The following is a 21,202-nucleotide window of genomic DNA, read 5'->3' on the forward strand; positions in this document are numbered from 1 at the left end:
GCCACCAGCTCCCGCGACCGGACCGCGCGAGTCTGGGACACCACCAGCGGCACCCTCCGAACGACCCTCACCGGCCACACCGACTGGGTACACGCGGTCGTGTTCTCCCCTGGCGGAACCCTCCTCGCCACCAGCTCCTGGGACAAGACCGCGCGAGTCTGGGACACCACGAGCGGCACCCTCCGAACAACCCTCACCGGCCACACCGGCGCCGTCGGGCCAGTCGTGTTCTCCCCTGACGGAACCCTCCTCGCCACCAGCTCCGCCGACAAGACCACGCGTCTCTGGACAATCGGCTACGAACCCTGAACGGTCGCGTCGCCCGAGGGGATCTCACCTCCGGGCTCCCAGCAGGCTGGGTATGTCGCCGAGGAACGAAGTCAACGTCGTGGGTCGGGCCGGACCCGGCGGACAGGACGCCTGCGTCCTCGGCTCCGGTGGCGGCATGGAGCCGCGCCAGCGCCTCGGCAAAGTCGATCACCCAGTTCATGGACGCCACCAAACTGGACAATCTCCGCGGATCGGCAACCATTCGCGGTCGCGGAACGACTTCCCTATGGGGAGGGGACCCAATTCGACGGAGCCATACATGACCCTGAGACGAACAGCGCGGACCGCGGCTCTGGCGGTGGTCGCCGTCGCCGCGATCGCCGGCTGTGTACCCGCCGGATTCCCGGGCGGCGGAGGCGGCACAGCGGGCACCCCGACCGCCTCGCCATCGGTCCGGCCGACCACCTCTCCGTCGGTCCCACCGACCACCACACCGTCGTCGCCGTCCGCCACCCCGGCGGCGACCACGACACCCCCGCCCACCGCGACCCCGTCCGGACCGGCGTCCAGTGACTGCGGTCGGACGGCGGGCGCCTCGCCGACGGCGAGGATCACCGAGGTCAGCCTGGGGTCCCAGGTGGTCAGCTTCGCGCCGCAGGGCGACACCGACCCGTTGCCGACCGCGATCGCCGCGGCACCGGGCGGGGGGTCGTGGCTGGCCTGGCTGGGCACCGACTCCAAGGTCCACCTGGGCAGGCTCGACTGCGGTGACCAGTTGGTCGGTACTCCCACGTCCGTGGACGGGGTCGACCTGCAGGACATCAAGGCCGATGCGCAGGGTGTGGTGGTCCTGCTGACCCGTCCCGGCCCGCAGGGCAGCGGGAAGCTGTGCGGCGGAACCTCCAGCCCGACCAAGACCATGTGGATGGTCCGCTTCGACAACTCCGGCCGGCAGGTGTGGGAGCAGCAGGTCACCAACCTGAGCGGCAGCCTCGGCGGCTACGATCCCGGGGCTCTTTTCGTGTGGTGGTACAACCACCACGGCACCCTGGCATACGACGGCACCAACTACGCCGCCTACTTCGAGGCCGCGATCACCGTGGCCAACGGCAGCTGCGTCGACATCCACGAAGGTGACCGGATGCAGGTGGTCAACGCCACCACCGGCTCCCCGGTCTCCGGGCACGACAGTTTCGCCTGGGGCTGCAGCCACGCCTGGGACTCCCACATCGTCTGGGACGCCCGGACCGGCCACTTCGCGATGGTCTGCGCCACGGACAACAAGTGCCGCATCGCCCGCCCTGCCACCGGCCAGACCGTCGCGGCCGGAGTCTGTGACGGGACCCTGTTCGGCGGCAACATCGTGCTGGCCGGTACCCAGGGCTACTGGACGGCCTGGAGCAACGGCAACCAGACGAAGCTGGAGCACTTCTCCACCGGCGCGTCCGACCAGACGGTCCTGACCGCCGACAAGACCCAACACTCACACCTGGCCGCCTACGGCCCGGCCAAGATGCTCCTGACCTGGAAGTCCGGAACCTCGATCGCCGCCCAGGTGTACGACTCCACCACCGGCAAAGCCGTGGGCGGCCAGTTCACGATCGCCGCGCCGGACCACACCTACGTCGAGGCCAAGGACTACACCGACGGCAGCGTCGCCTTCCCCGCCGCCGGCACCTCCACCACCTCCATCCGGATCGTGCGGGTCATGCCGCTCGCCTGACCCCGCGGGAAAGGGACGGTCTCTCCGCCGTCCCACGCCTCGACCGACCTCGACGCCTGCGCGACGTGCGCAGCCTGGTCGGCCTGCGTCGCGCGAGCGACGCAGGCCGACCAGGCCAACTCTCTGCAGGATGGTTCATACGGCTGCGCCCTGGGGTCGATGTCCATCGAGCTGTCCGACGCCGACGAGCCGTCCCGCGCGGCGCTCTTCGGAACGTTCACGGCCTGGAAAGCACTGATCGCCGACGCCCTCACCCGGCTACGCGACCTCGGGATCCTCGCGAAGGCCGCCGATCCCGGCACCGGCTTCAGTTGAAGCGCCTGCTCAGCCTGGCCAAGGCCTGACCTGGGACCCGGCCACCCGCGGCCCACCAGCCAAAGGCGAGCACCATGGACCTCACCGAAATCGCGAACCCGAGTCACCGGGTCGGCCCCGTTGACGGGCAGCAGCGTCTCCATAACCCTGAGGAATCCCTCGACGGCGACCGGGCCGATGGCTACAAGGTCGGCCTCCCGCAGCGGGCATCCGTGGTGCCACGGGAAGCCACATGATCTGCCCGACCCTGCTGACCTCCGTCGGCACCGTCCAACCGTCGCTTCAGGTCGCTTATATGCCGGGTTATGCTCTGCCGGTGCTCACCACCGAGGACCAGCCCAACTCGGGCGTCATCCTGCTGAAAAGGCTGTTCTTGGAACAGGTGCCGCTCCACGCGGTCCGTCAGGCTCACAGCGGCTGAGGCCAGCGGGCACGTATGAGCACGCCGGTCACGGGCGTACGCGTCACGATTACTCGGCGGTTCACAATGACGGCCGATTGTCGGCAGATAGACAGTTTCTCCGCGGACAGCCTCCGCGCAATACGCGTGCTCTCACGTCTGTGAAAGCCATCACACAGGGGGGTCATGGAAGCGGGGGTAACGATGTCAGCCGGGCTGACCGTCCGCAGTGGGCACGAGGTTGTGGCTGTCGTTCCGGCGGGCCAGTCGTGCGTCATCGGGCGGACAACTGGCGGTGACCCCCTGCTGGCGGACGACCGGGTCTCCCGGCGCCATCTGCTCATCGAGCCGACCCCCGAGGGCTGGACCGCGGTCGACGTCAGCACCTTCGGCACCTGGCAGAACGGCTGGCGGGTCGGACGGGTCCTGATCCACGAGGAGTCGCACCTGCGGCTCGGCGCGCCGGACGGCCCGATGCTCACCCTGGTGCCGCATCCGACGGCCGGTCCGGCCGGCCCGCATTCGTCGGCACTGGCGGTGTCCGTCACCGCGGTCGACGAGCCCGCCGAACAGCGGTCCCAGCCCGACGACTTGTTGGAGCAGCCGCAGGCCGGCCCCTGGGGGCGGCAGGCGGAGCACTGGGACTCCGCCGGGCCTTGGAACCAGCCCGCCGCGTCGACGCCTGTTGGAACCTGGGAGCCACCGGTCTCGTCGATCCCGATCGGGCGCTGGGACCCGCAGGCGTACTCGCCCCCCACCAGTTCCTGGGAGCCGCCGGCCGCGCCGCTCCCTGTCGACCCCTGGGACGCCCGGACGGCCGTGCCGCCCTCCAGCCCGTGGGACGCCGCCCAGCCCGCGCCTAACCCCGGGTCATCTGGGAACCCGCGGGCGACGTCCACCCACGCCGCTTCCCGGGACACCGCTTCCTGGGACACCGAGGCACTCCCTCCCCCCACTGGTTTCCCGGCCGAACAGGTCTCGCCGGACCCGGCGCCGTCCGTCCCGGTCAGTTCCTGGGACCCACCGGCGATCTCGGTCCCAGCTGGATCCTGGGAACCGCCACCACCCGCGGCGCCCCCCACCGGGCCGCGGGATCAGCACGATCGACACGATCAGTACCTGCCCTGGCCGTCCGCTCCGGACTCCTTGGACCCACTGGGGACCCTCGTCATAGATCGGCCGGACCTGACAGGCAGGGCGCCGCACGCCGCCGACCCGGCTGCCGGGGCGTCCGCCGTCGCCGGCCGGAACCCGACGCCATCTACCCGACGCCCGGACGACCGGGCCGCGGCGCCGGCGCGGCGGCACGGGGACAGCCCGGCCATGGGCGACTCCGCGCATCGCGCGGACAGGCCGGCTGGAGCGTCATCCGCGCCGGGCGCGGTCGTCCCTTCCGAGGTCAAGCGCCATCACGAGCGCCCAACGCTGTTGCCCAAGAAGGCACGTTCTGGATCGGGGCCCCGGATGCCCCCGGCCGAGGGCGGCGCGCCGGATACCGCCGCGGGGCTCGGCCGCATCCACACGCTGCGGCCGGGCCGGACGGTGATCGGACGGGCGCTGTCGAGCGACGTCGTCGTCGGGGACCTGCTGACTTCGCGGGAGCACGCGGCGCTGTTCGTCGACGCCGAGGGTGTCGAGATCATCGACCTGGGCTCGGCGAACGGCACGTTCGTCAACGGCCGCCGGATCGACCGGGCACGCCTGCGGACCGGGGACTTCTTCTCGATCGGGCACCACGTCTTCCACACTGGCGCCGCCTCGGCGGAGAAGAACGCGGTGCCCACACGGCTGGTCGAGTACCTCGATCACGGTGACGTGACCTTCCAGGTGGACGGGCTGTGCGTCGACGTCGGCGAGACCCGGCTGCTGCACGACGTCACCTTCCGCCTGCCCGGGCGTGCCCTGCTGGGTGTGATCGGTCCGAGCGGCGCCGGCAAGTCGACGCTGCTGGGCGCCCTGACCGGCTTCCGCCCGGCCGACGTCGGAACCGTCCGCTACTCCGGCCGCGACCTCTACGCCGAGTACGACGAGCTGCGCCGCAGGATCGGCTACGTCCCGCAGGACGACATCCTGCACACCGCCCTCACCGTCCGACAGGCCCTCGAGTACGGCGCCCAGCTGCGCTTCCCGGCCGAGACCACCAAGGAGGAACGCGCCAGGCGCGTTGACGAGGTCCTCCTCGAACTCGGCCTCACCAACCGGACGGGCGAGGCGCGGGCGGAGCGATCCAGCCGGGATCCCGATGACGCCGCCCGTCGCCGCCGCCGTCCAGCCGGCGCTGGCGGCCCCGGCGACGAGGACCTCGACGACCTCGACGATCCGGCGGACGGCCTCGACGACCTCGACGACCTCGACGACGAGGTGCCCGGGGGCGTCGACCTACCTGGGCTGAAGGTCTCGAAGCTCTCCGGTGGCCAGCGCAAGCGGACCAGCGTCGCGCTGGAGCTGCTCACCCAGCCGACCTTGCTTTACCTCGACGAGCCCACGTCGGGCCTTGACCCCGGCCTCGACAAGGAGGTCATGGAGTCGCTGCGCCGTCTCGCCGACGGTGGCCGGACGGTGGTCGTCGTCACCCACAGCGTCGCGAACCTCGACCTTTGCGACTATCTGCTGGTGCTCGCCAGGGGCGGTCACGTCGCCTACTTCGGTCCCCCGGCGCACGCGCTCGAGTTCTTCCGCCGCGGCAGCTGGTCGGACGCCTTCCAACTGCTCAAGAACCCGAAGAGCGCGGTCAGGCTCGCCCACCGGTACCGGAACTCGAAGCACTTCATCCGGGGCTCGGCGAGCGTGCCCAAGCCGCGGCCGGCACCGTTGGAGAACATCCGCCAGCAGTCGGTGCTTTCCCAGGCGCTGACGCTGAGCCGTCGATATCTGCGGGTCATCGCCTCGGATCCGGCCTATCTGCGGCTGCTGGTCGCGTATCCGATCGTGCTTGGCCTGATACCGCGGACGCTGCCGTCGAACTACGGCCTGGCCGCGTCGACCAACCCGGAGGAGGCGAACACCGCTGCGTCGTCGATCCTGCTGATCCTCATCCTTATGGCCTGTTTCATGGGGATGTCCAACTCGATCCGGGAGCTCGTCAAGGAACGCGAGATCTACCGCCGAGAACGCGGCATCGGCTTGTCCACGGCGGCCTACCTTGGGTCCAAGGTCGCGGTGCTCGGGATGATCACGACGGTGCAGAGCGTCGTGCTCACCATGGTCGGCCTGACGGGCATGAAGATCTCGGGTGACGGCGTCCTCACCGGTATGCCGCTGCTGGAGCTCACGATCGCGGTGGCGGCCACCGCGATCGCCTCCGCGATGATGGGCCTCGTCGTGTCCGCGCTGGTCGACAACGCGGACAAGACGCTGCCGCCGCTCGTCGTGGTCTCGATGGCGCAACTGGTGTTCATGGGCGCGATGATGCCGCTGGCGGGAAAGGCCGGCCTGGAACAGATCTCCTGGCTCTTCCCCGCCCGCTGGGGGTACAGCGCCTCCGCCTCGGTGATCGACCTCATCACGGTCCAGCGGATTGGCGACGAGCGGTTCGCACCCGGAATCCCGGTCGACCCGCTGTGGAAACACACGGCGGCGACCTATCTCATCGACCTCGGCGTCGTCGCCGTCATCGGCCTCCTCTGCGCGGTGGTCGCCGCCCGGCTGCTGCGCCGCCTCGACCCCCAGAGCGCCCAGCGCGGCTCTGCCCGCGCCCGCGGGCGCTGACCCGGCTCCGCCAGCTCGGGCCACAAGGGTGCTCGGTCGGCTCAATGGACACGCGCTGCTCGACCGGACGCGGGCCCGCCGAGTTCAATGGCGGTCGGACCGCGGGTAGCAGGCGGGCGAGGTACGGCTGGCCCCGCAGGGAGTGCCAGTCGTAGGGGTTGACGGCGACCGCCCGCACCCGGAGCAGCACCTCGCCGTCGCCCGGCTCGGGCTTGTCGACCTCGGCCAGCTCCAGGTCGTCGGGCGAGCCGTACCCGCGGAAGACGAACGCTTTCATGTGGTGCCCGCCGCGGCACTCGTGCCTGTGGTGGCGTCCCCGCTCATTCGACGGACCTCAGGATCTTCTCGATGGAGGCAGTACGGCCCCGGAGCTCGGCGACGTCGGTGGCCACCCGCTGCTGGGCGTCCATCGTGTTCTCGGCGAGCTGCTCGAACCGCTGGACGAGCTGCCGCAGGTCCTCCGTCTGCGCGGTCCGGAGCTTCGTCTTGCGGTAGTCGAAGGTGAACCAGAGGACCGCGATGGTCACGGCTGCGATGGCGAGAAAAAACGCGAGGGCGGCAATCCCCTCACCCGCGCTGAAGTCATCGGCGACGTACATCAGGAAATCTCCTTGGGTGCGTGACCCTTGTCCGGGTCATGGCTGGTCAGGCTGCGTGCCGCAAGGGCCAGCGCGGGCGCGGTCAGGCGCAGGTCGAAATCGGTGACCTCGTAGTACTTCATGGCTTTGCCGTCTTCCGAGAGCTCCAGGCTGCCGACGATCAGGCCGGCAGCCTCCAGGCGCTGCAGGTGCATGTGCATGAGCGGCCTGCTCACGCCGATCACCCGAGCCAGGTGGCTCACGTAGTCACGGCCGGTGGCCAGCGTGGCGACGATGCGCAGCCGCAGCGGGTTGGCCAGGGCTGCCAGCATCTCGACCAGCTCGTCGCCGGTCGGCCGGGCCTCCGTCATACCCCTCCTTCACCTGTAAGGGATCTGTGACAGGTGAAAAGATAGCACATCATGTGTCCGATGGCACTGACAAAAGATGGCGGAGTGGGTGGGCCCGCGGGTGCGCCACACTGGACGAGCTGCGATCACTGCTCACGCTCCGCGACGACCTGTCCGATCAAGGACTCCCCCAGGACCGGCGCAACGAGCTCCACAAGGCGCTCCAGACCTGGATCGCGCCGGCGGAGGACAAGCTTGCGACCCTGCGCACAAAGACGACCGTCGTCGAGGAGTTCGTCGCCGGCCTCGACTCCAACTCCGACCGGGCCGCCCACAGGTAAGGCGAGCAGGCGCCACCTCCGGGCGCGCGACGGTCTCGTCAGGCGTGGGCGCGACAAGGTATTGCCACTGGCTCACGCTCCGCTGTGGATATAGGCGGCCCACAACGAGGGCGTGCGGGGCAATCGGTCGCGCAAGGCCCGGGCAGCGCCGTGCAACGCCGCGGCGGACCGGTCTGTGTCCAAGGCGCCGGCTTCGGTGCGCAGGGCGGTGTAGAACTCCTCGGCGATCTTCACAGCTATGACGTCGTTGATCTCCCACAGCGTGCCGACGACATGCCGGTAACCGATCGCTTGGAAAGCCGTCGTGAGGTGGATGGCCTCATCGAGGAGCGCGGCATTGCGGTTGAGGGCGGCGATCGTCGAGGCCAGGTCGGGCAGGGCATTCCGCGTCGGTTCGTCGAGCTCCACCGTGCCGAGGGTGACCACGCTCATGCTGGCGGTGGCGCACGCGGACAGGTAGGCGAGGTCGGCCCGGGTCACCCGGGCCGAGGCGAGTCCAGCCACGGTCAACGGCGCGGTCTGGTGGTCGCTAAGGAGAAGGCGGCTGTGTGCCGGGTCGACGGGGTCGCTGGCGCCATGGCACGCGGGCGTCGCCGTAACCGCCTGACGGAGAGCTTCCACGGCGGCGTCGAGATGTTCCCCGGACCCGGTCCGTTCGAAGAGAACGCCGTCGCCACCAGGCTGGATCACGAGCTCGACCTTGACCTCGCCACCATCTGGCCATACCTGTGGCTCACCGTGCCCGACGCCGCCCGCCTCGAGATCACCAACGCACGTGAGACGATCGACCGCGCCACCACCCTGGCAGGCTGGGGCCTGCTCTACGTCGTGGTCGCGGCGGTGTGGTGGCCCGGTCTGCTCATCGTGATCGCCGTCGTCGCCACCGCGCACCACCGCGGACGCGCGGCAACCGACACCTACGCGCTCCTCCTGGAGGCGACTGTCCGGCTCCACACGGTCGCCCTCGCGCACGGTCTCGGCCTGACCCACACCGGCCCGCTCTCCCGCGAAACCGGCAGGGCGCTCACCAGCCTCCTCGGAAGCCGGTCCCCCGCCACCGCCTGACCTCCGAAACAACCTCGCCTACGCGCGACTGTTCCGACAAACCACGTGACGGTACGGATCGCAGGTCACGGTGCCTTGTCGCTTGTCGGTGATCCCCGGTTGACGAGGGCCTCCAGCCCGGGCTGTCGTCGGCGAGAAACGGATTGACGATCATGCCGGAGTGACCATGGTCAAGGCCCGCAAGCTTCCGCGGCGGGCGGACGATCGACCCGCGCGACCTCAACCGATGGTGAGACGTCATGTGACTTCCCAGTACGTTCTGGCATCGTCACCTTCCTCTCGTGCCCTCGACCTCGTGTTTCAGGGGATCTCCAGACGAGCGGCTGGGTCAGGGCGCGGTGAGGGCTTCGGTGGGCTGGAGGTGGGAGGCGCGCGTGGCGGGGTACAGGCCGGCGACACCGCCGATGGCGAGGGTGGCCCCGAGGGCGAGGAGCATCGTCCAGGGCGGGACGACGGTGGGCCAACTCTGGAGGGTCGCGTAGCAGGTGGTGACGCCGACGCCGAGGACGAGTCCCGCGATCCCCCCGAGCGTGGACAGCAGCAGCGCCTCGGTCAGGAACTGGTTGCGGATGTCGCCGCGGGTGGCCCCGAGCGCGCGGCGAAGCCCCACCTCGCCGCGCGCTCGGGGCCACCTCGGGCACGAAACTGATTTCTGGCACGGTACAGCTTATGGCGGGCCTTCGGAGCGCAATGCAGGCGGCGTCATCCGCTCGAATTCTCCTTGAGGTAGGTGTCATAGATCAGCCGGTCGTCGGCCGAGAGTGACTCCTGGGGGATGTAGGAGAACCTGAAGTCCGTGTTCACGACGTTGGCTCTGTTGTACAGCTCGTTGTCGGAGGGCGACCATGTCCCTATCTGCTCATTGACGCTCGGATTGAGCATCATAAATATATTGTCGCTTATCCACCTGTTGACAGTGATTGGATCGTAGGTGGGGTAGAGCTTGCATGCTCCCGTGGAGTTCCGCCAGTTGAAGTACATCTGCGTGCCGTCCACGAAAGTGCTGAGATATAGATTCTGGCCGTTTTTCTGCAAAGTCCACAGCAGGGCACCGTCCGTGGTGGCGGAGCTCGAGTACAGCCATACTCCATCATTGGTGACGTAGGTGTCGAAACCGACGTTGTAGAGGTAGCCACGGAACGGACTTCCGCTGTCGTACTGACTCTGAGCCAGCCACGCCAGACCAAGTGTCGAGTAGAGGCTTGCCAGCTCCCGATCGAGATCGACCGCCTCTTCTCGGGGCTTCGCTGTGGACCCGTGCGTTTCGCGCACCTTCTTCAGTACTTCCTGGCGGTATTCCACGGAGACAGGCATGATCAACTCCCTTGGTCTCTCGGGCCACAGGCGCCCACACCAAACGTAGATGAGGACGCCGAGTCGAAGGCCGCTGGGCGGACTGGGTTGACGTCAGTCCCCTGAAAACGCCAGAGTCCTCCTTCCCCGGTGACCTCGCCTGAAACGCCATCATTGAGGCGCCGCGGGCCGCGGCCGTTCTTTGCCTGCGGCCATCCCTCCCGCCGCCAGGCTTACTCGGGGGTTCACCGAAAATCGGGACTCCGCCAGTGATCCTGGGGACAACGGCCGCCGCGCGTGCGAAGGAAGATCATTTTCGCACACCCTTTGGCCCTCTAGTGATCCTGGGGACAACGGCCGCCGGGCGTGCGAAGGAAGATCATTTTCGCACGCCCTTTGGCCCTCTAGTGATCCTGGGGACAACGGCCGCCGGGCGTGCGAAGGAAGATCATTTTCGCACACCCTTTGGCCCTCTAGACGGCGAGCTGGCCGGGCGCCGGGACGGAGGGGAGCACGCCAACTGCCCCCATCGACTCGTCAAGGAGGTTCGCGAGCCGGACCCGGCCCTCGGCAGCGACCCATACCGTCTGGGCGGCGTCCAGGCAGGCGAGCGCGGCGCCGGCGATCGCGACCGCGCGTGGATCGGCACTGTCGGAGGCCGCGGTGGGTGGACGTGGTGGCAGCCGGGGCGCCAGATGAGGAGCGAGCAGCTCCCGCCAGCGGGACTGCTTTTCCAGATGACGGGCCTTCAGGCTCGGCGTGTCCCGCAGCATCCGCAGGACAGCCAGCGTGCCGGTGGGGTCGTGGTCGTTGTGTTTCGCGATGACCTCGAAGGCACGACGCAGGGCTGTCCAGGCTGGCTCGTCGTCGGGGCGCTCGGCGAGGGCGGAGGCGAGTTGCTGACCGCCGTACTCGAGGTTGCCCAGGACTACGTCTTCCTTCGACCCGAAGTAGCGGAAGAAGCTGCGCTTGGAGATCCCTGCCTCCGTTGCGATCTCCTCAACACTCGTGCCGTCGTAGCCGCGTTCCACGAAGAGCCGCATCGCGATGGACATCAGATCGGCCTGCACCGCCCGGCGGGTGCGTTCCCGCAGGCCAGGCGAGAGCTCCTCCATGATCTACAGTGTAACCCAACGTCAAAACTGTCACCGGGTGCCAGGTTAGGCGTATGGTGCTCGTGGATACATCATGCGACCGGCGACGGCAGGAGCGGCCTGATGGCGGCAGACAGCAGGGTGTGGTTCGTGACGGGGTCGTCCCGCGGCTTCGGTCGTTCGTTCGTCGCGGCCGCGCTCGCTCGCGGCGACCGCGTCGCGGCGACCGCCCGCGGCCTGGGCAGCCTGGCGGACCTGGTCGAGGCCAACAGCGAGGCGATCCTGCCGCTGCGGCTCGACGTGACCGACAAGGAAGCGGTGGGTGCGGCCGTGAAGGCCGCGTACGCCCATTTCGGACGTCTCGACATCGTCGTCAACAACGCTGGGTACGGCCTGGTCGGCGCCGTGGAGGAACTCGACGAGCAGGCTATTCGCGGCCAATTGGAAACGAACTTCTTCGGCGCGCTGTGGGTGACCCAGGCCGTGCTTCCTTATCTGCGGGAGCAGGGTTCCGGTCACATCGTGCAGATCTCCTCGGTCAGTGGCCTCGCGGCGTTTCCGACTCTAGGCGGCTACAACGCGTCCAAGTGGGCGCTGGAGGGGCTCAGCGAGGCGCTGGCTCAGGAGGTCGCGAGCTTTGGGATCGCGGTGACCCTCGTCGAGCCCGGCCTTTTCGGGACCGACTGGGCCGGCTCGTCCGCCGCTCATGCCACCCCGGATCCCGTGTACGACCAGATGCGCCAGGCCATGGTGGCGATGAATGGTCAGGCCGAGGTCGGCGACCCCGCTGCCGCCGCGGCGGCGCTGCTGAAGGTCGTCGACGCGGAGAACCCTCCGCTGCGGGTCCTGTTCGGTAGCCAGCCCGCCCAGGTCGTCAAGTACATCTATGAGCAGCGGCTGAAGACCTGGGCGGACTGGGAACCGGTCGCCCGGCAGGCCCAGGGTTCCTGAGATTGAGGGGGACACAAGAGCGATGACTGTTCGACCTGCATTATCCTGCGCGTTCCCGCCGAGCTCCCGGGTCGTCGAGTACGCGACGGCCGCCGAGGAACTCGGGTACCGGCGGATCTGGCTGTACGATTCCCCGGCCCTGTACGGCGACATCTGGATGGCGCTCGGCCGGCTCGCCGCGCAGACCACCCGGATCGGCCTTGGCACCGGGGTCGCGGTCCCGAGTCTGCGTCATCCGATGGTCACGGCCGCGGCGATCAGCACGGTCGAGGAAATCTCGCCCGGCCGGCTGGTGGTGGCATTCGGTACCGGCTGGACGGGCCGCATGACCATGGGGCAGAAGCCGATGAGATGGGCCGACCTGGCCGCCTACACCCGGCAGGTGCGCGGCCTGCTGGCCGGCGAGGTCGTCGACGTCGACGGCGGCGCCTGTCAGATGATGCATGCCCCGGGATATGGGGCGCCGCGGCCGGTCGAGGTGCCGATCTGGGTGGCGCCGGGCGGCCCCAAGGGATTCGCGGTGGCGCGGGACCTGGCCGACGGCGTCATCGTCTCGGAAGTCCCCAGTGAGCAGGACCGAGGCTGGAACAACTGTGCCCTGCTCATGTTCGGCACCGTGATCCGACCGGGCGAGGACCACACCAGCCACCGGCTGATCGAGGCGGCCGGCCCCTGCTACGCCACCAGCTTCCACTACGCCTGGCACTACGCCCCACAGGCCCTGCCCGGCAAGCCGGGCGGTGCCGAATGGCTGGCTCGCCTCGAGGCCGAGCGCCCGGCGCGGGAGCGTCACCTCGCTGCCCACCAGGGTCATCTGTGCACGGTGACCGAGCGGGACCGCCCGCTGGTCGACGCGGCTGGTCCGGCGATCCTGGGCTCGGGGTGGACCGGCGACGCCGCCACGATCGCGGCCCGCCTCGACGAGGCCGGTGATGCGGGCGTGACCGAGGTGGTCTACATGCCGGTCGGTCCCAACATCCCCGACGAGCTACAGGCATTTGCCCAGACAACGAAAACGTGAGCCGCCGGCCCCTTGGCGACCACACCAGGACTGTTGCGGCCGGCCGTCGCAGTGGTCTGCGCCGGCAACCAGGATGCTCCGTCATCCTCTGCTACGAATGCGGTCTCGTCCCGCCTTCCGATAGCGACCTGCCGAGATAGATGCATGCGCACGCTTCTCGTACACTGGGACACCTGGACCGGCGAGCGCGCGGAGGCGCGGCCGACGGGGACTGCGGGTGGAGGCGGAGATACTGAACCGTGCGCATGCAACTTTCGCCCCCGGCGGGCGGCGACGGTGAGCAGCCCGGCGGCTGGGCCGGGCTCGACGCGGTCCTGCGCCGGGCCGGCGCCGCACTCGACGGGCCGCCGGAGCTGGTCGCGCTGTGGATGTTCGTCGCCCGCGCTGGCCGCGCGCTGCGCGCCCTCTCGGAGCCGGGGCTGGCCGCCGTCGGGATCGACACCTCGGATTTCGCGATCCTCGCGGCACTGTGGTTTCGCGGCGAGCCGTTCCGCGCATCGCCCGGGGCGCTCGCCCACGACGTCGGCCTGTCCCAGAGCGGCACCGCCCGCGCGCTGCAGCGCCTCGAGCTGCGCGCCGCGATCCGCCGCCACGGCCACCCCGCCGACCGGCGGGCCACGATCGTGGAACTCACCGACGCCGGCGCCGCATTGGTCCACCGCCAGCTCGCCGAGATCTCCGCGACGTTCGCCGACTGCCTGGACGCCCCGGGCGGCACCCCGGAGGGTGACACGGTCGACCTGCGGCTCGTTGCCGCAGCCTTCGCCGCGTTCGCCGACCGCGTCGAGCACGCCGTCCGCGCGAAGACGGTGCCCACGCTGCCGGAGCCCGCTACCACGCCGAGGCACTGATCGCGGCCTCGCGGCCGGGAGATGAGGACACCCATGGGCCCGGCCGGGCGCGCGACGATCGTCGGCCTGCACAACACCCGCCAAGCCCGTCGGCGCCCGCGCCGCTGACCGGGCGTTCGCCACCGCCGGGCTCGCTCGCGCGGATGTCGACGTCGCCGAGCTCTACGACCCGTTCTCCTTCGAGGTCATCCGCCAGCTCGAGGCGTTCGGGTTCTGCAAGCCTGGGGAAGGCGGCTCCTCGACTGGTTCGAGCTCGACAACGTCTGCTGGGAGTCCGACTTCCCGCACTCCGACTCCAGCTGGCCGAACGCCCCCGAGGACGTCATCGCCAACCTCGGCCACCTCCCCGACGACACCATCAACAAGATCACCTATGAGAACGCGTTACGCCATTACCAGTTCGACCCGTTCGCGACCCGGCCCCGAGAGCAGTGCACCTCGGGGGCGCTGCGTGCCGGGGCGACCGACGTCGACGTTGTCACCCGCGTCGGCCGGGCCGCGGACGAGCGCGACCTTGCCGCCTGGAAACGGATGACCTCTCACGCCGGGCGGGCCTGACCGATGGCCTCATACCCCCTCGATGACGTCCGCGTCCTGGAACTGGCGACAGGGATCGCCGGGCCTTACTGCGGCAAGCTGTTCGCCGACGCCGGCGCCGACGTTGTCAAGCTCGAAGGCCCAGGCGGCGACCCGACCCGGTCCTGGTCGGCGTCCGGCGTGCATGCTGACGGCGACGGGGCGCTCTTCAGATTCCTGAACACGTCGAAACGCTCCGTCGCCGCCGGCATCGACAGCCCGCGCGGCCGGGCGCTCGCCGCCGCCGCCGACGTCATCGTCGTCGGCGGCGACCTGGCCGCGCAGCCCGCCGGCCCCGGCCCCGCCTTCGTACGCCAGCTGGCGGCGGACAGCCCGCGCGCCGTCGTGCTCGCGATCAGCCCCTGGGGGCTCGTTGGACCGTGGCCGGACGAGCACCGCCCGGCGAGCGAGTTCCTCTTACAGGCGCTGTGCGGGTCGATCGCGTGGCGCGGTGAGCCCGCCGGTCCGCCGATGCAGGCCGGCGGCCGGCTCGGTGAGTGGGCGTCCGGCGCCTATGCCGCCGTCGTCGGCCTCGCCGCGCTGCGTGGCGCCCACCTTCGGCCAGCACAACGACGAGGTCTATGGCGACCTGCTGGGTTTCATGGCCGACGAGATCGACAGATTGCGCGAGAGAATGCTGATCAGCGAACGGCCGGCTGGTGTCTGACGTGATGGCTGGACCCGCGCGGCGATGTTGGTCCCGGCCCCTCCCCGCTCCGTCGCCACCAACCTGATCTTCAGCGACACGATCTACCAGCTGTTCCGCCCCGACCTCGACGTGGCGGCCCGACTGCGAGGAGAACCGACCATGGCCATATCCGACGACCTGCCGGCGCTCGCGGTGCCGGCGCGTGAGATCCCGGTTCCGCGGTCGGTGAGCCCCCAGGCGCGGGCCATGCTGGCTATGGGGCGGACGGAGACACGCGAGTACCCCGCCCTGGATGACGCCGACGCATGGCGGGCGATGATCAAAGCCGCGGACGAGGCGGTCCTGTCCATGCTGCTCGGGCGGGCGTCGGGACTCCCGTCCGACGTGGAGGAGATCGAGGTCGCCGGGGTTCGGGTCTACACGATCAGGCCCCAGGACGTGCCCGTCGACGACCGGCGCGTATTCCTCGACGTTCACGGCGGTGCCCTGATTATGGGCGGTGGTGAGTGCTGCCGGGTCATGGGTGCCGGTACCGCCGCGCGCGTCGGCGCACCCGTCTGGGCGGTCGACTACCGGATGCCACCCGACCACCCGTACCCGGCGCCGCTGGACGACTGCGTCGCCGCCTACCGCGCGCTCCTGGAAGAGCATCGGCCGGATGAGATCATCGTGGGTGGGGCGTCGGCCGGCGGCAACCTGGCCGCCGCGCTCATCCTGAGAGCGCGCGACGAGGGACTGCCGTTACCGGCGGCCGCGGTGCTGAACACGCCGGAAGTCGACCTCACCGAGTCGGGAGACACCTTCCAGACCAACCTCGGCGTCGACACCGTCCTGCCTCGCAGTCTGATGCCCGCCAACCTTCTCTATGCCGGCGGGCACGATCTCGCCGACCCCTACCTGTCGCCCTTGTTCGGCGACTTCGCCAAGGGCTTTCCACCCACGCTGCTCGCCAGCGGGACACGCGACCTGTTTCTGTCGAACACGGTGCGCATGCACCGGGCCCTGCGAGCGGCGGGCGTGCCGGCCGAGCTGCACGTGCTCGAGGCCGCGCCGCACGCCGCCTTCCACGGAGCCGCGCCCGAGGACCGGGACCTCGACCGTGAGGTGCGCCGCTTCGTCGACCTCCACTGGGGCAGGCTGGCGTGACGGCGGTCCGGCCTCCTTCTGGAAAGCCGGACCCACACGGTCGCCACCCTCAGCGGCTCGAGCAATGACGCCGTCAGCGGAAGTTCGCCGCGTCGCCCTGGTCGGGGAGGTCGAGCAGGGCGGCGTAGTCGACGAACGCGCGTAGGGTGTTGCCACCGTCCACGGTAAGCAGTTGTCCGGTCACCCAGGAGGACTCGGGTCCGGCGAGGTAGCGGACGGCCTGGGCCTGGTCCTCGACCTCGCCGTGCCGGTTGAGGGCCTGGTTGGCCAGGAACTGGGCCATCATCGCCTGGTTCGTGAGGGCCTTGGCGGTGGTCGGGGTTCGGGTCATTCCCGGGCGGACCGCGTTGACCCGGATGTTGAGCCGGCCGAGTTCGTCGGCGGCGACCCTGACCAGCTGGTCCACCGCCGCCTTGCCGGCGGCGTAGGACGCGATGTACCGGGTGGAGAGGGTTGCCGCGGTCGAGGAGATCGCGACGAACGAGCCGCCGCCGGCGCGCACCATCGCCTGCCCGGCGTACTTGAGCAGCAGGTAGACCGGGCGGACGTTGCGGTCGATCTCCTGGCTGAACTGGTCGTCGCCGTACAGCAGCACCGGCCAGATGCCGCCGCCGCCGGGGACGACGACGGCGATGTGCAGCCTGCCGTCGTCGGAGGCCGCATCGACCGCTTCCCGAACCTGGGTGCCGTCGAGGGCATCGGCGACGTGGTGGGCGACTGTGAGCCCCTCCTCGGCCAGCGTCTTCGCGGCGCCGACGAGCTTGGACTCGGTTCGACCGACGATCGTGACCTGGGCTCCGTCCCGCACGAGCAGACGGGCGGAGCCCAGGCCGATGCCGCTGCCACCGCCGATCACGATGGCGTGCTGTCCGGCCAACGGCTTGCTCATTCCCGGCCTCCCTGGGCGGTGGTGGCCGGCGGGCGACCCGGGGGCGTCGGGGGCCCGGCCGGCGACTCTTCCGATGGTTTTCCGGTGCGGGGCGGTGGCCTGTATCGAGCCTGGCGAGGCCTACTCGAACGAGCCGCCGCCGTCCACGTGCAGGGTGAGCCCGGTGACGTAGCCGGCGTCCGGGCCGGCGAGGTAGACCGCCGCGCGGCCGATGTCGTGTTCGGGGTCGCCGACCCGTTTGACCGACAGGCCGGCGACCGCCTGCTCGAGCTCGCGTGGATGCTGGTCGAAGAATCGGCGCATGCTCTCGGATGAGGCGAACGGGGCGATGGCGTTGACGGTGATGCCGTGCTGTCCCCATTCCCGTGCGGCGGCCTTGGTCAGCCCGCCGACGGCCGCTTTCCCGGCGATGTAGGTGCCGAAGCCGGGCAGGCCCTGTAGTTCCGATCCGGAGCGCAGGTTGATGATCCGCCCGTCGCCCTTCAGGTGCGGGAAGGCGGCGCGCATGAACGACAGTGTCGCGCCCGGCCCGGTCGCCAGGGCCAGGGCAAGATCCTGGTCGGTGGCCTCTTCCAGGGGCACCCCTGACCGTGCCGCCATCGCGTTGTTGACGAGGATGTGCAGCCCGCCGAACCGTTCGACGGCCGCCGTCACGCAGGCATCCACCTGCTGGGAGTCGCGGATGTCGCAGGGGTAGGCGAGGGCCTGGGCGCCGCGTTCGGTGATTTCTTTGGCCACCCGTTCGGCGTTGTCGGCGTCCAGGTCCGCCACCGTGACGCGGGCGCCTTCGGACCCGAGCGCCAGCGCGATCCCGCGGCCGATGCCCTGGCCGGCTCCGGTCACGATCGCCACCCTGCCGTCGAGGACGCCCATCTGCATCTCCCCTTCCAATTCCCGGGCTCCGCCTCGCGCCGAGGCAAACCGCGGCTAAAATATACAATCTACACTATGGTTCATGGTGGAGCTCAGGCGCTGGCCCGTCTCACGGTTTGATCAGGCTGGAACACGATGCCTTCACCGTCTCGACATACTTCTTGTCCTTGAGGCCCACCAGCGCCGCGCACGGAACGTTCACGACGTGGTTGATCGGCCACTGCGTCGCCGGCAGGGCTCCCTCCACGCTGTGCGTGAAGCCGCTGTTGGCGCTCTCGAGGAAGGAGTCGACGGTCAGGTCTCTCCCGGTCTTCTCCAGCACACTCAGGAAGAGGTCGGCGGACCAGTACCCGGCCAGCGCGGGCAGGCTGAGCACCTGGTTCGGCCTGGACTGGCGGCTGATCGGTGTCGACATCTCCGCGCCCCAGGTCGACCTCGCCCGCCGCAGGGGCCTCATCGCGGTGGTCGCCAGCGCCGGGCGGCTCCCACTTGGTGACCAGTCCGTCGCTCGTGCCGAGAGGAGTGCGTGCCAGTTCCGCGGAATGATGAGCACGCCTCCGGGTCCTGGCCGCGGTCTGGTGCGGTTGACCGCGCGAGTAGATGGTACTAATAATACTAGCACTATGAGATGGGCGGTTGATCATTCTTCGCGGGAGGCATTGCCACTCCAGATCGTGGCGTGTGTACGCCGGGGCGTGGCTTCGGGGGAGCTTGCCGTCGGCGAGCAGCTGCCGCCGGCGGCCGAGCTGGCGGGGGCACTGTCGGTCGACCGCAACACGGTGTTGGCCGCCTACCGGCAGCTGCGCGACGACGGCGTGCTGGAGTTCCGTCGGGGCCGCGGGGCACGGGTCGCGTCCGCCGTCACGGAGCCGGCCCCGGTTACCGAGGCGGCCCAGACGCTCGTGGCTGTTGCCCGCCAGCACGGCCTGGGGCGCCACGACCTGCTTCGCCTCATCGAGAAGCTGACGTGACACATCGAGAGGATGGTGCCCAATGACGGCATCCGAGCTACCCGGCCAGGGCCGGTACTCGATCTACACCGGCCGAGTGACGAACTGGCCGCTGGTGGTGGCTCTCGGCGCCGCCCTGATGGTGCCGCTGCTGCTCCTTGGAAGCCTGTCGCACGGCAGCTGGCTCGACCCGGCCGGCCCCGCGATCCCGCTGCTGGTAGCCGCTGCCGCCGTGCTCATCAACGTGCTGACCGGATTGAGCGTCAGGACGGCGGCGGGACCCAACGGGATCTCGGTCCACTGCGGGGTGCTCGGATGGCCACGCCGCACCTACCGCCTGGAAGAGATCGAGCGCGCCGAGGTGATCGACCTGTTGCCGTCGCTGTGGCGCGTGTCCCTCGGCTTCTGGTGGACCCCTCGCCACATCTACTTCACGGTCCGGACCGGACCCGCCCTGCGGCTAGCCATGCACACCGGCCGACGCGTGACGATCACCGTACCGGACCCCCACGCCGCGGTCACGATCATCCGCGAGGCGAAGTCCGCGTGACAATTCGACTCGACGTCGAGTACGCCTTGCCCCACTCGGTCTCCGCGACAACGCACGGAAATGGGCGTGCTCGCTGGATGAGGACGAGCTGATCGAGCATTGGGCGCCAACCCCCGGGTCCGCCGAACCCAATAACAAGTCGGCACTTCACCGCCGTTCACCTCACGAACGTGTCACGGTGCCTTTCCAAGAATTGACGGAGTGACGTGGCCTGCCGTCCGATCACCGTCTCGATAGTGTCGTAGACATCGGCCGGGTCGACCAGCGAGCCGTTGATTGTCCGCTCGAAAGTGTTGCGGACACAGCTCATGTAAATGGGATCGTAGCCTGCCGCGACCATTTGCTCGTAGAAGATCCGCGGTTCCGCTGGCTCGTACCGCCAAGGCCGTCCCGTTACCTCACCGAGCAGGTCGGCGATCTCGGTGATCGACGCGGCCTCGGCGGCGAGGTCGTAGGCGCGTCCGTGGTGTGGCTTGGGATCGCGCAGCACCGTGGCCGCCACGGCGGCGATGTCGCCGATGTCCACCCAGTTCGGCCGCCCGTCGCCGACGAAGTGGGTGAGAACGCCGGGCGCCCCCAGGCTGAGCCGCAGATTCTGCATGAACCCGGATGGTCGTACGTGCGTGAAACCGAGCCCGGAGCGCTCGATGTACGCCTCGACGAGCTGATGCCAGATGAAGTGGGCGACGGTGGTGTCCTCGGCGGCGGAGACGCCGAGATGAACCACATGAGATACTCCCGCCCCATTCGCCGCATCGACGGCCGCCTTGGATTGGGCGAGCATCCGGACGTCATAACCGGTGAGAATAAATACCTTGTCAATCCCCTCAAAAATCGACTGGATAGCGTCGAGCCCGCCCGTCTCCGCGTCGTCCAGATCGAGATGACGCACCTCGATCCCGCGTTCCCGCAGCGGGCGTGCCGCCTCCTGTCGGCGGGTTGCGGCGACCAGACGAAGCAGCCCCGTCTGGTGATCGGGAACGAGTTCGTCGATGAGCGTCGAGCCGATCGCTCCGCTGGCTCCGATGACCAGAACTGCTGGTGGCGACATGTCCTCTCCCTTGGGTCGAGTCTTCGGCGTGCCGACCTGAAGGAAGGTAAAGCCTCACGTCAGCGTGAGGGTCAAGTGATTAGAATAGCGATCATGCGAATCGGTGAGTTGGCGCATCGCACCCGGGTGAGCGTCCGGGCCCTGCGCTACTACGAGGAACAAGGTCTCCTGGTGCCCGCCCGGGCCGCCAACGGCTACCGTGAATACCCCGAGGCGGCCGTCGATCTGGTCAGTTGCATCCAGTTGTTGTACGCGGCGGGTCTGTCCAGCGCCAAGGTCGCCAAAGTGCTTCCCGCCGCATGCCGCGAAACCAGAGGCATGGTCGTCGTGTCCGCCGAGGTCAACGGGGAACTGCAAGGAGTGCGCGCCCGCCTGGCAGAGGAGATCGAGGAGCGCCAGGCGTCGCTGCGCCTGCTCGACGAGGTCATGGCGGCCGCATGCCAGGTCGGCGCCCGGAAGGCCGCGGCTTAACGGCCGCTGCGTTCAGGCCGCTGTAGCGGCCCGGGCGTTGAGGCCCTGGAGTCCTAGCTCTGAGATGCCGGACTGATCACATGGCAG

The 21,202-nt window shown here is 69.3% G+C and carries 26 protein-coding genes and 2 pseudogenes; 18 read left to right on the top strand and 10 right to left on the bottom strand.

Translation table 11 applies throughout. The annotated features are described in order from the left end of the window. From BCD48_RS19355 to BCD48_RS19370, 6 genes and pseudogenes are all read left to right on the top strand, one after another. Nucleotides 1–309: pseudogene (locus BCD48_RS19355) on the top strand (toll/interleukin-1 receptor domain-containing protein); the annotation flags it as partial. 280 nt (nucleotides 310–589) lie between these two features. After that, on the top strand, nucleotides 590–1,993 hold the full coding sequence (locus tag BCD48_RS19360) for a hypothetical protein (RefSeq protein WP_071049844.1): 1,404 nt from the start codon (nucleotides 590–592) through the stop codon (nucleotides 1,991–1,993). 159 nt (nucleotides 1,994–2,152) lie between these two features. Further along, a complete protein-coding gene (locus BCD48_RS51395; protein ID WP_157910531.1) occupies nucleotides 2,153–2,308 on the top strand; it encodes a hypothetical protein in 156 nt (51 codons plus the stop codon). 74 nt (nucleotides 2,309–2,382) lie between these two features. After that, nucleotides 2,383–2,544 carry a hypothetical protein gene (locus BCD48_RS51400; RefSeq protein ID WP_157910532.1) on the top strand — a complete coding sequence of 54 codons (162 nt, stop codon included), beginning with the start codon at nucleotides 2,383–2,385 and terminating at the stop codon, nucleotides 2,542–2,544. Then, a complete protein-coding gene (locus BCD48_RS19365; protein ID WP_071049845.1) occupies nucleotides 2,541–2,729 on the top strand; it encodes a hypothetical protein in 189 nt (62 codons plus the stop codon). Before BCD48_RS51400 ends, BCD48_RS19365 begins: the two co-directional genes overlap by 4 nt. 183 nt (nucleotides 2,730–2,912) lie before the next feature. After that, nucleotides 2,913–6,416 (top strand): FHA domain-containing protein, encoded by a 3,504-nt coding sequence (locus BCD48_RS19370; protein ID WP_071049846.1) that lies wholly within the window; start codon nucleotides 2,913–2,915, stop codon nucleotides 6,414–6,416. A 320-nt stretch (nucleotides 6,417–6,736) separates the two neighbouring features. Here the strand turns inward: BCD48_RS19370 and BCD48_RS19375 are convergent, their stop codons facing one another. Further along, on the bottom strand, nucleotides 6,737–7,015 hold the full coding sequence (locus BCD48_RS19375) for a hypothetical protein (protein WP_071049847.1): 279 nt from the start codon (nucleotides 7,013–7,015) through the stop codon (nucleotides 6,737–6,739). After that, the gene (locus tag BCD48_RS19380) at nucleotides 7,015–7,365 is read right to left on the bottom strand and encodes an ArsR/SmtB family transcription factor (RefSeq protein ID WP_071049848.1); all 351 of its coding nucleotides are present in this window, start codon (nucleotides 7,363–7,365) and stop codon (nucleotides 7,015–7,017) included. The genes BCD48_RS19375 and BCD48_RS19380 overlap by 1 nt, the downstream gene beginning before the upstream one ends. Before the next feature lie 53 nt (nucleotides 7,366–7,418). Here BCD48_RS19380 and BCD48_RS19385 point away from each other — a divergent pair, with 53 nt between their 5' ends. Further along, complete coding sequence (locus BCD48_RS19385) at nucleotides 7,419–7,685, top strand: hypothetical protein (protein ID WP_071049849.1); 267 nt, start codon at nucleotides 7,419–7,421, stop codon at nucleotides 7,683–7,685. A gap of 72 nt (nucleotides 7,686–7,757) precedes the next feature. Here the strand turns inward: BCD48_RS19385 and BCD48_RS51405 are convergent, their stop codons facing one another. Next, a complete protein-coding gene (locus BCD48_RS51405; protein WP_157910533.1) occupies nucleotides 7,758–8,306 on the bottom strand; it encodes a CHAT domain-containing protein in 549 nt (182 codons plus the stop codon). Here BCD48_RS51405 and BCD48_RS51410 point away from each other — a divergent pair. Further along, nucleotides 8,232–8,750 carry a hypothetical protein gene (locus tag BCD48_RS51410; RefSeq protein WP_071049851.1) on the top strand — a complete coding sequence of 173 codons (519 nt, stop codon included), beginning with the start codon at nucleotides 8,232–8,234 and terminating at the stop codon, nucleotides 8,748–8,750. The two genes, BCD48_RS51405 and BCD48_RS51410, sit on opposite strands and share 75 nt — an antisense overlap. A gap of 328 nt (nucleotides 8,751–9,078) precedes the next feature. On the opposite strand, the gene BCD48_RS19400 is transcribed toward BCD48_RS51410, so the two are convergent. The 3 genes from BCD48_RS19400 to BCD48_RS19410 form a co-directional block, all read right to left on the bottom strand. Then, nucleotides 9,079–9,360: an ABC transporter permease gene (locus BCD48_RS19400; protein ID WP_071049852.1), complete on the bottom strand. Its 282-nt coding sequence runs from the start codon at nucleotides 9,358–9,360 to the stop codon at nucleotides 9,079–9,081. Between the two features lie 92 nt (nucleotides 9,361–9,452). Next, nucleotides 9,453–10,064, bottom strand: coding sequence for a hypothetical protein (locus BCD48_RS19405; protein ID WP_131804054.1), 612 nt, complete (start codon nucleotides 10,062–10,064; stop codon nucleotides 9,453–9,455). 452 nt (nucleotides 10,065–10,516) lie between these two features. Continuing rightward, the gene (locus BCD48_RS19410) at nucleotides 10,517–11,158 is read right to left on the bottom strand and encodes a TetR/AcrR family transcriptional regulator (RefSeq protein ID WP_071049854.1); all 642 of its coding nucleotides are present in this window, start codon (nucleotides 11,156–11,158) and stop codon (nucleotides 10,517–10,519) included. Nucleotides 11,159–11,287: 129 nt separating this feature from the next. On the opposite strand from BCD48_RS19410, the gene BCD48_RS19415 reads away from it, so the two are divergent. From BCD48_RS19415 to BCD48_RS19435, 7 genes and pseudogenes are all read left to right on the top strand, one after another. After that, nucleotides 11,288–12,088, top strand: coding sequence for an SDR family NAD(P)-dependent oxidoreductase (locus BCD48_RS19415; protein WP_241841859.1), 801 nt, complete (start codon nucleotides 11,288–11,290; stop codon nucleotides 12,086–12,088). 22 nt (nucleotides 12,089–12,110) lie between these two features. Next, nucleotides 12,111–13,109, top strand: coding sequence for an LLM class flavin-dependent oxidoreductase (locus BCD48_RS19420; RefSeq protein ID WP_071049856.1), 999 nt, complete (start codon nucleotides 12,111–12,113; stop codon nucleotides 13,107–13,109). A 239-nt stretch (nucleotides 13,110–13,348) separates the two neighbouring features. Beyond that, a complete protein-coding gene (locus BCD48_RS19425; protein ID WP_131804055.1) occupies nucleotides 13,349–13,960 on the top strand; it encodes a winged helix DNA-binding protein in 612 nt (203 codons plus the stop codon). 148 nt (nucleotides 13,961–14,108) lie between these two features. Next, a pseudogene (locus BCD48_RS56730) lies at nucleotides 14,109–14,171 on the top strand (hypothetical protein); the annotation flags it as partial. A 2-nt stretch (nucleotides 14,172–14,173) separates the two neighbouring features. Then, nucleotides 14,174–14,518 (top strand): amidohydrolase family protein, encoded by a 345-nt coding sequence (locus BCD48_RS46745; RefSeq protein WP_491677149.1) that lies wholly within the window; start codon nucleotides 14,174–14,176, stop codon nucleotides 14,516–14,518. Between the two features lie 3 nt (nucleotides 14,519–14,521). Further along, complete coding sequence (locus BCD48_RS19430; protein WP_071049858.1) at nucleotides 14,522–15,208, top strand: CoA transferase; 687 nt, start codon at nucleotides 14,522–14,524, stop codon at nucleotides 15,206–15,208. 136 nt (nucleotides 15,209–15,344) lie between these two features. Beyond that, entirely contained in the window at nucleotides 15,345–16,331 is a 987-nt protein-coding gene (locus tag BCD48_RS19435) for an alpha/beta hydrolase (protein ID WP_071049891.1), read from the top strand. A gap of 73 nt (nucleotides 16,332–16,404) precedes the next feature. Here BCD48_RS19435 and BCD48_RS19440 read toward each other — a convergent pair whose 3' ends face one another. The 3 genes from BCD48_RS19440 to BCD48_RS19450 all read right to left on the bottom strand — a co-directional run bounded on the left by BCD48_RS19440 (nucleotide 16,405) and on the right by BCD48_RS19450 (nucleotide 18,508). Continuing rightward, nucleotides 16,405–17,220, bottom strand: a complete 816-nt coding sequence (locus BCD48_RS19440) for an SDR family NAD(P)-dependent oxidoreductase (RefSeq protein WP_083418895.1) — start codon at nucleotides 17,218–17,220, stop codon at nucleotides 16,405–16,407. Nucleotides 17,221–17,340: 120 nt separating this feature from the next. Next, on the bottom strand, nucleotides 17,341–18,093 hold the full coding sequence (locus BCD48_RS19445) for an SDR family NAD(P)-dependent oxidoreductase (RefSeq protein WP_071049893.1): 753 nt from the start codon (nucleotides 18,091–18,093) through the stop codon (nucleotides 17,341–17,343). Nucleotides 18,094–18,202: 109 nt separating this feature from the next. Further along, nucleotides 18,203–18,508, bottom strand: a complete 306-nt coding sequence (locus tag BCD48_RS19450; RefSeq protein ID WP_071049859.1) for a hypothetical protein — start codon at nucleotides 18,506–18,508, stop codon at nucleotides 18,203–18,205. Nucleotides 18,509–18,716: 208 nt separating this feature from the next. Here BCD48_RS19450 and BCD48_RS19455 point away from each other — a divergent pair, with 208 nt between their 5' ends. Beyond that, nucleotides 18,717–19,064 carry a GntR family transcriptional regulator gene (locus tag BCD48_RS19455; RefSeq protein WP_198543309.1) on the top strand — a complete coding sequence of 116 codons (348 nt, stop codon included), beginning with the start codon at nucleotides 18,717–18,719 and terminating at the stop codon, nucleotides 19,062–19,064. A 22-nt stretch (nucleotides 19,065–19,086) separates the two neighbouring features. Then, nucleotides 19,087–19,593, top strand: coding sequence for a hypothetical protein (locus tag BCD48_RS19460; RefSeq protein ID WP_071049861.1), 507 nt, complete (start codon nucleotides 19,087–19,089; stop codon nucleotides 19,591–19,593). A 157-nt stretch (nucleotides 19,594–19,750) separates the two neighbouring features. Here the strand turns inward: BCD48_RS19460 and BCD48_RS19465 are convergent, their stop codons facing one another. Beyond that, nucleotides 19,751–20,644: an NmrA family NAD(P)-binding protein gene (locus tag BCD48_RS19465; RefSeq protein ID WP_071049862.1), complete on the bottom strand. Its 894-nt coding sequence runs from the start codon at nucleotides 20,642–20,644 to the stop codon at nucleotides 19,751–19,753. A gap of 93 nt (nucleotides 20,645–20,737) precedes the next feature. On the opposite strand from BCD48_RS19465, the gene BCD48_RS19470 reads away from it, so the two are divergent. Beyond that, nucleotides 20,738–21,115 carry a MerR family transcriptional regulator gene (locus BCD48_RS19470; protein WP_071049863.1) on the top strand — a complete coding sequence of 126 codons (378 nt, stop codon included), beginning with the start codon at nucleotides 20,738–20,740 and terminating at the stop codon, nucleotides 21,113–21,115. Nucleotides 21,116–21,202 lie beyond the last annotated feature (87 nt).

It is taken from the genome of Pseudofrankia coriaricola, from assembly GCF_001854805.1.
In the GTDB taxonomy this organism is placed as follows: domain Bacteria; phylum Actinomycetota; class Actinomycetes; order Frankiales; family Frankiaceae; genus Pseudofrankia.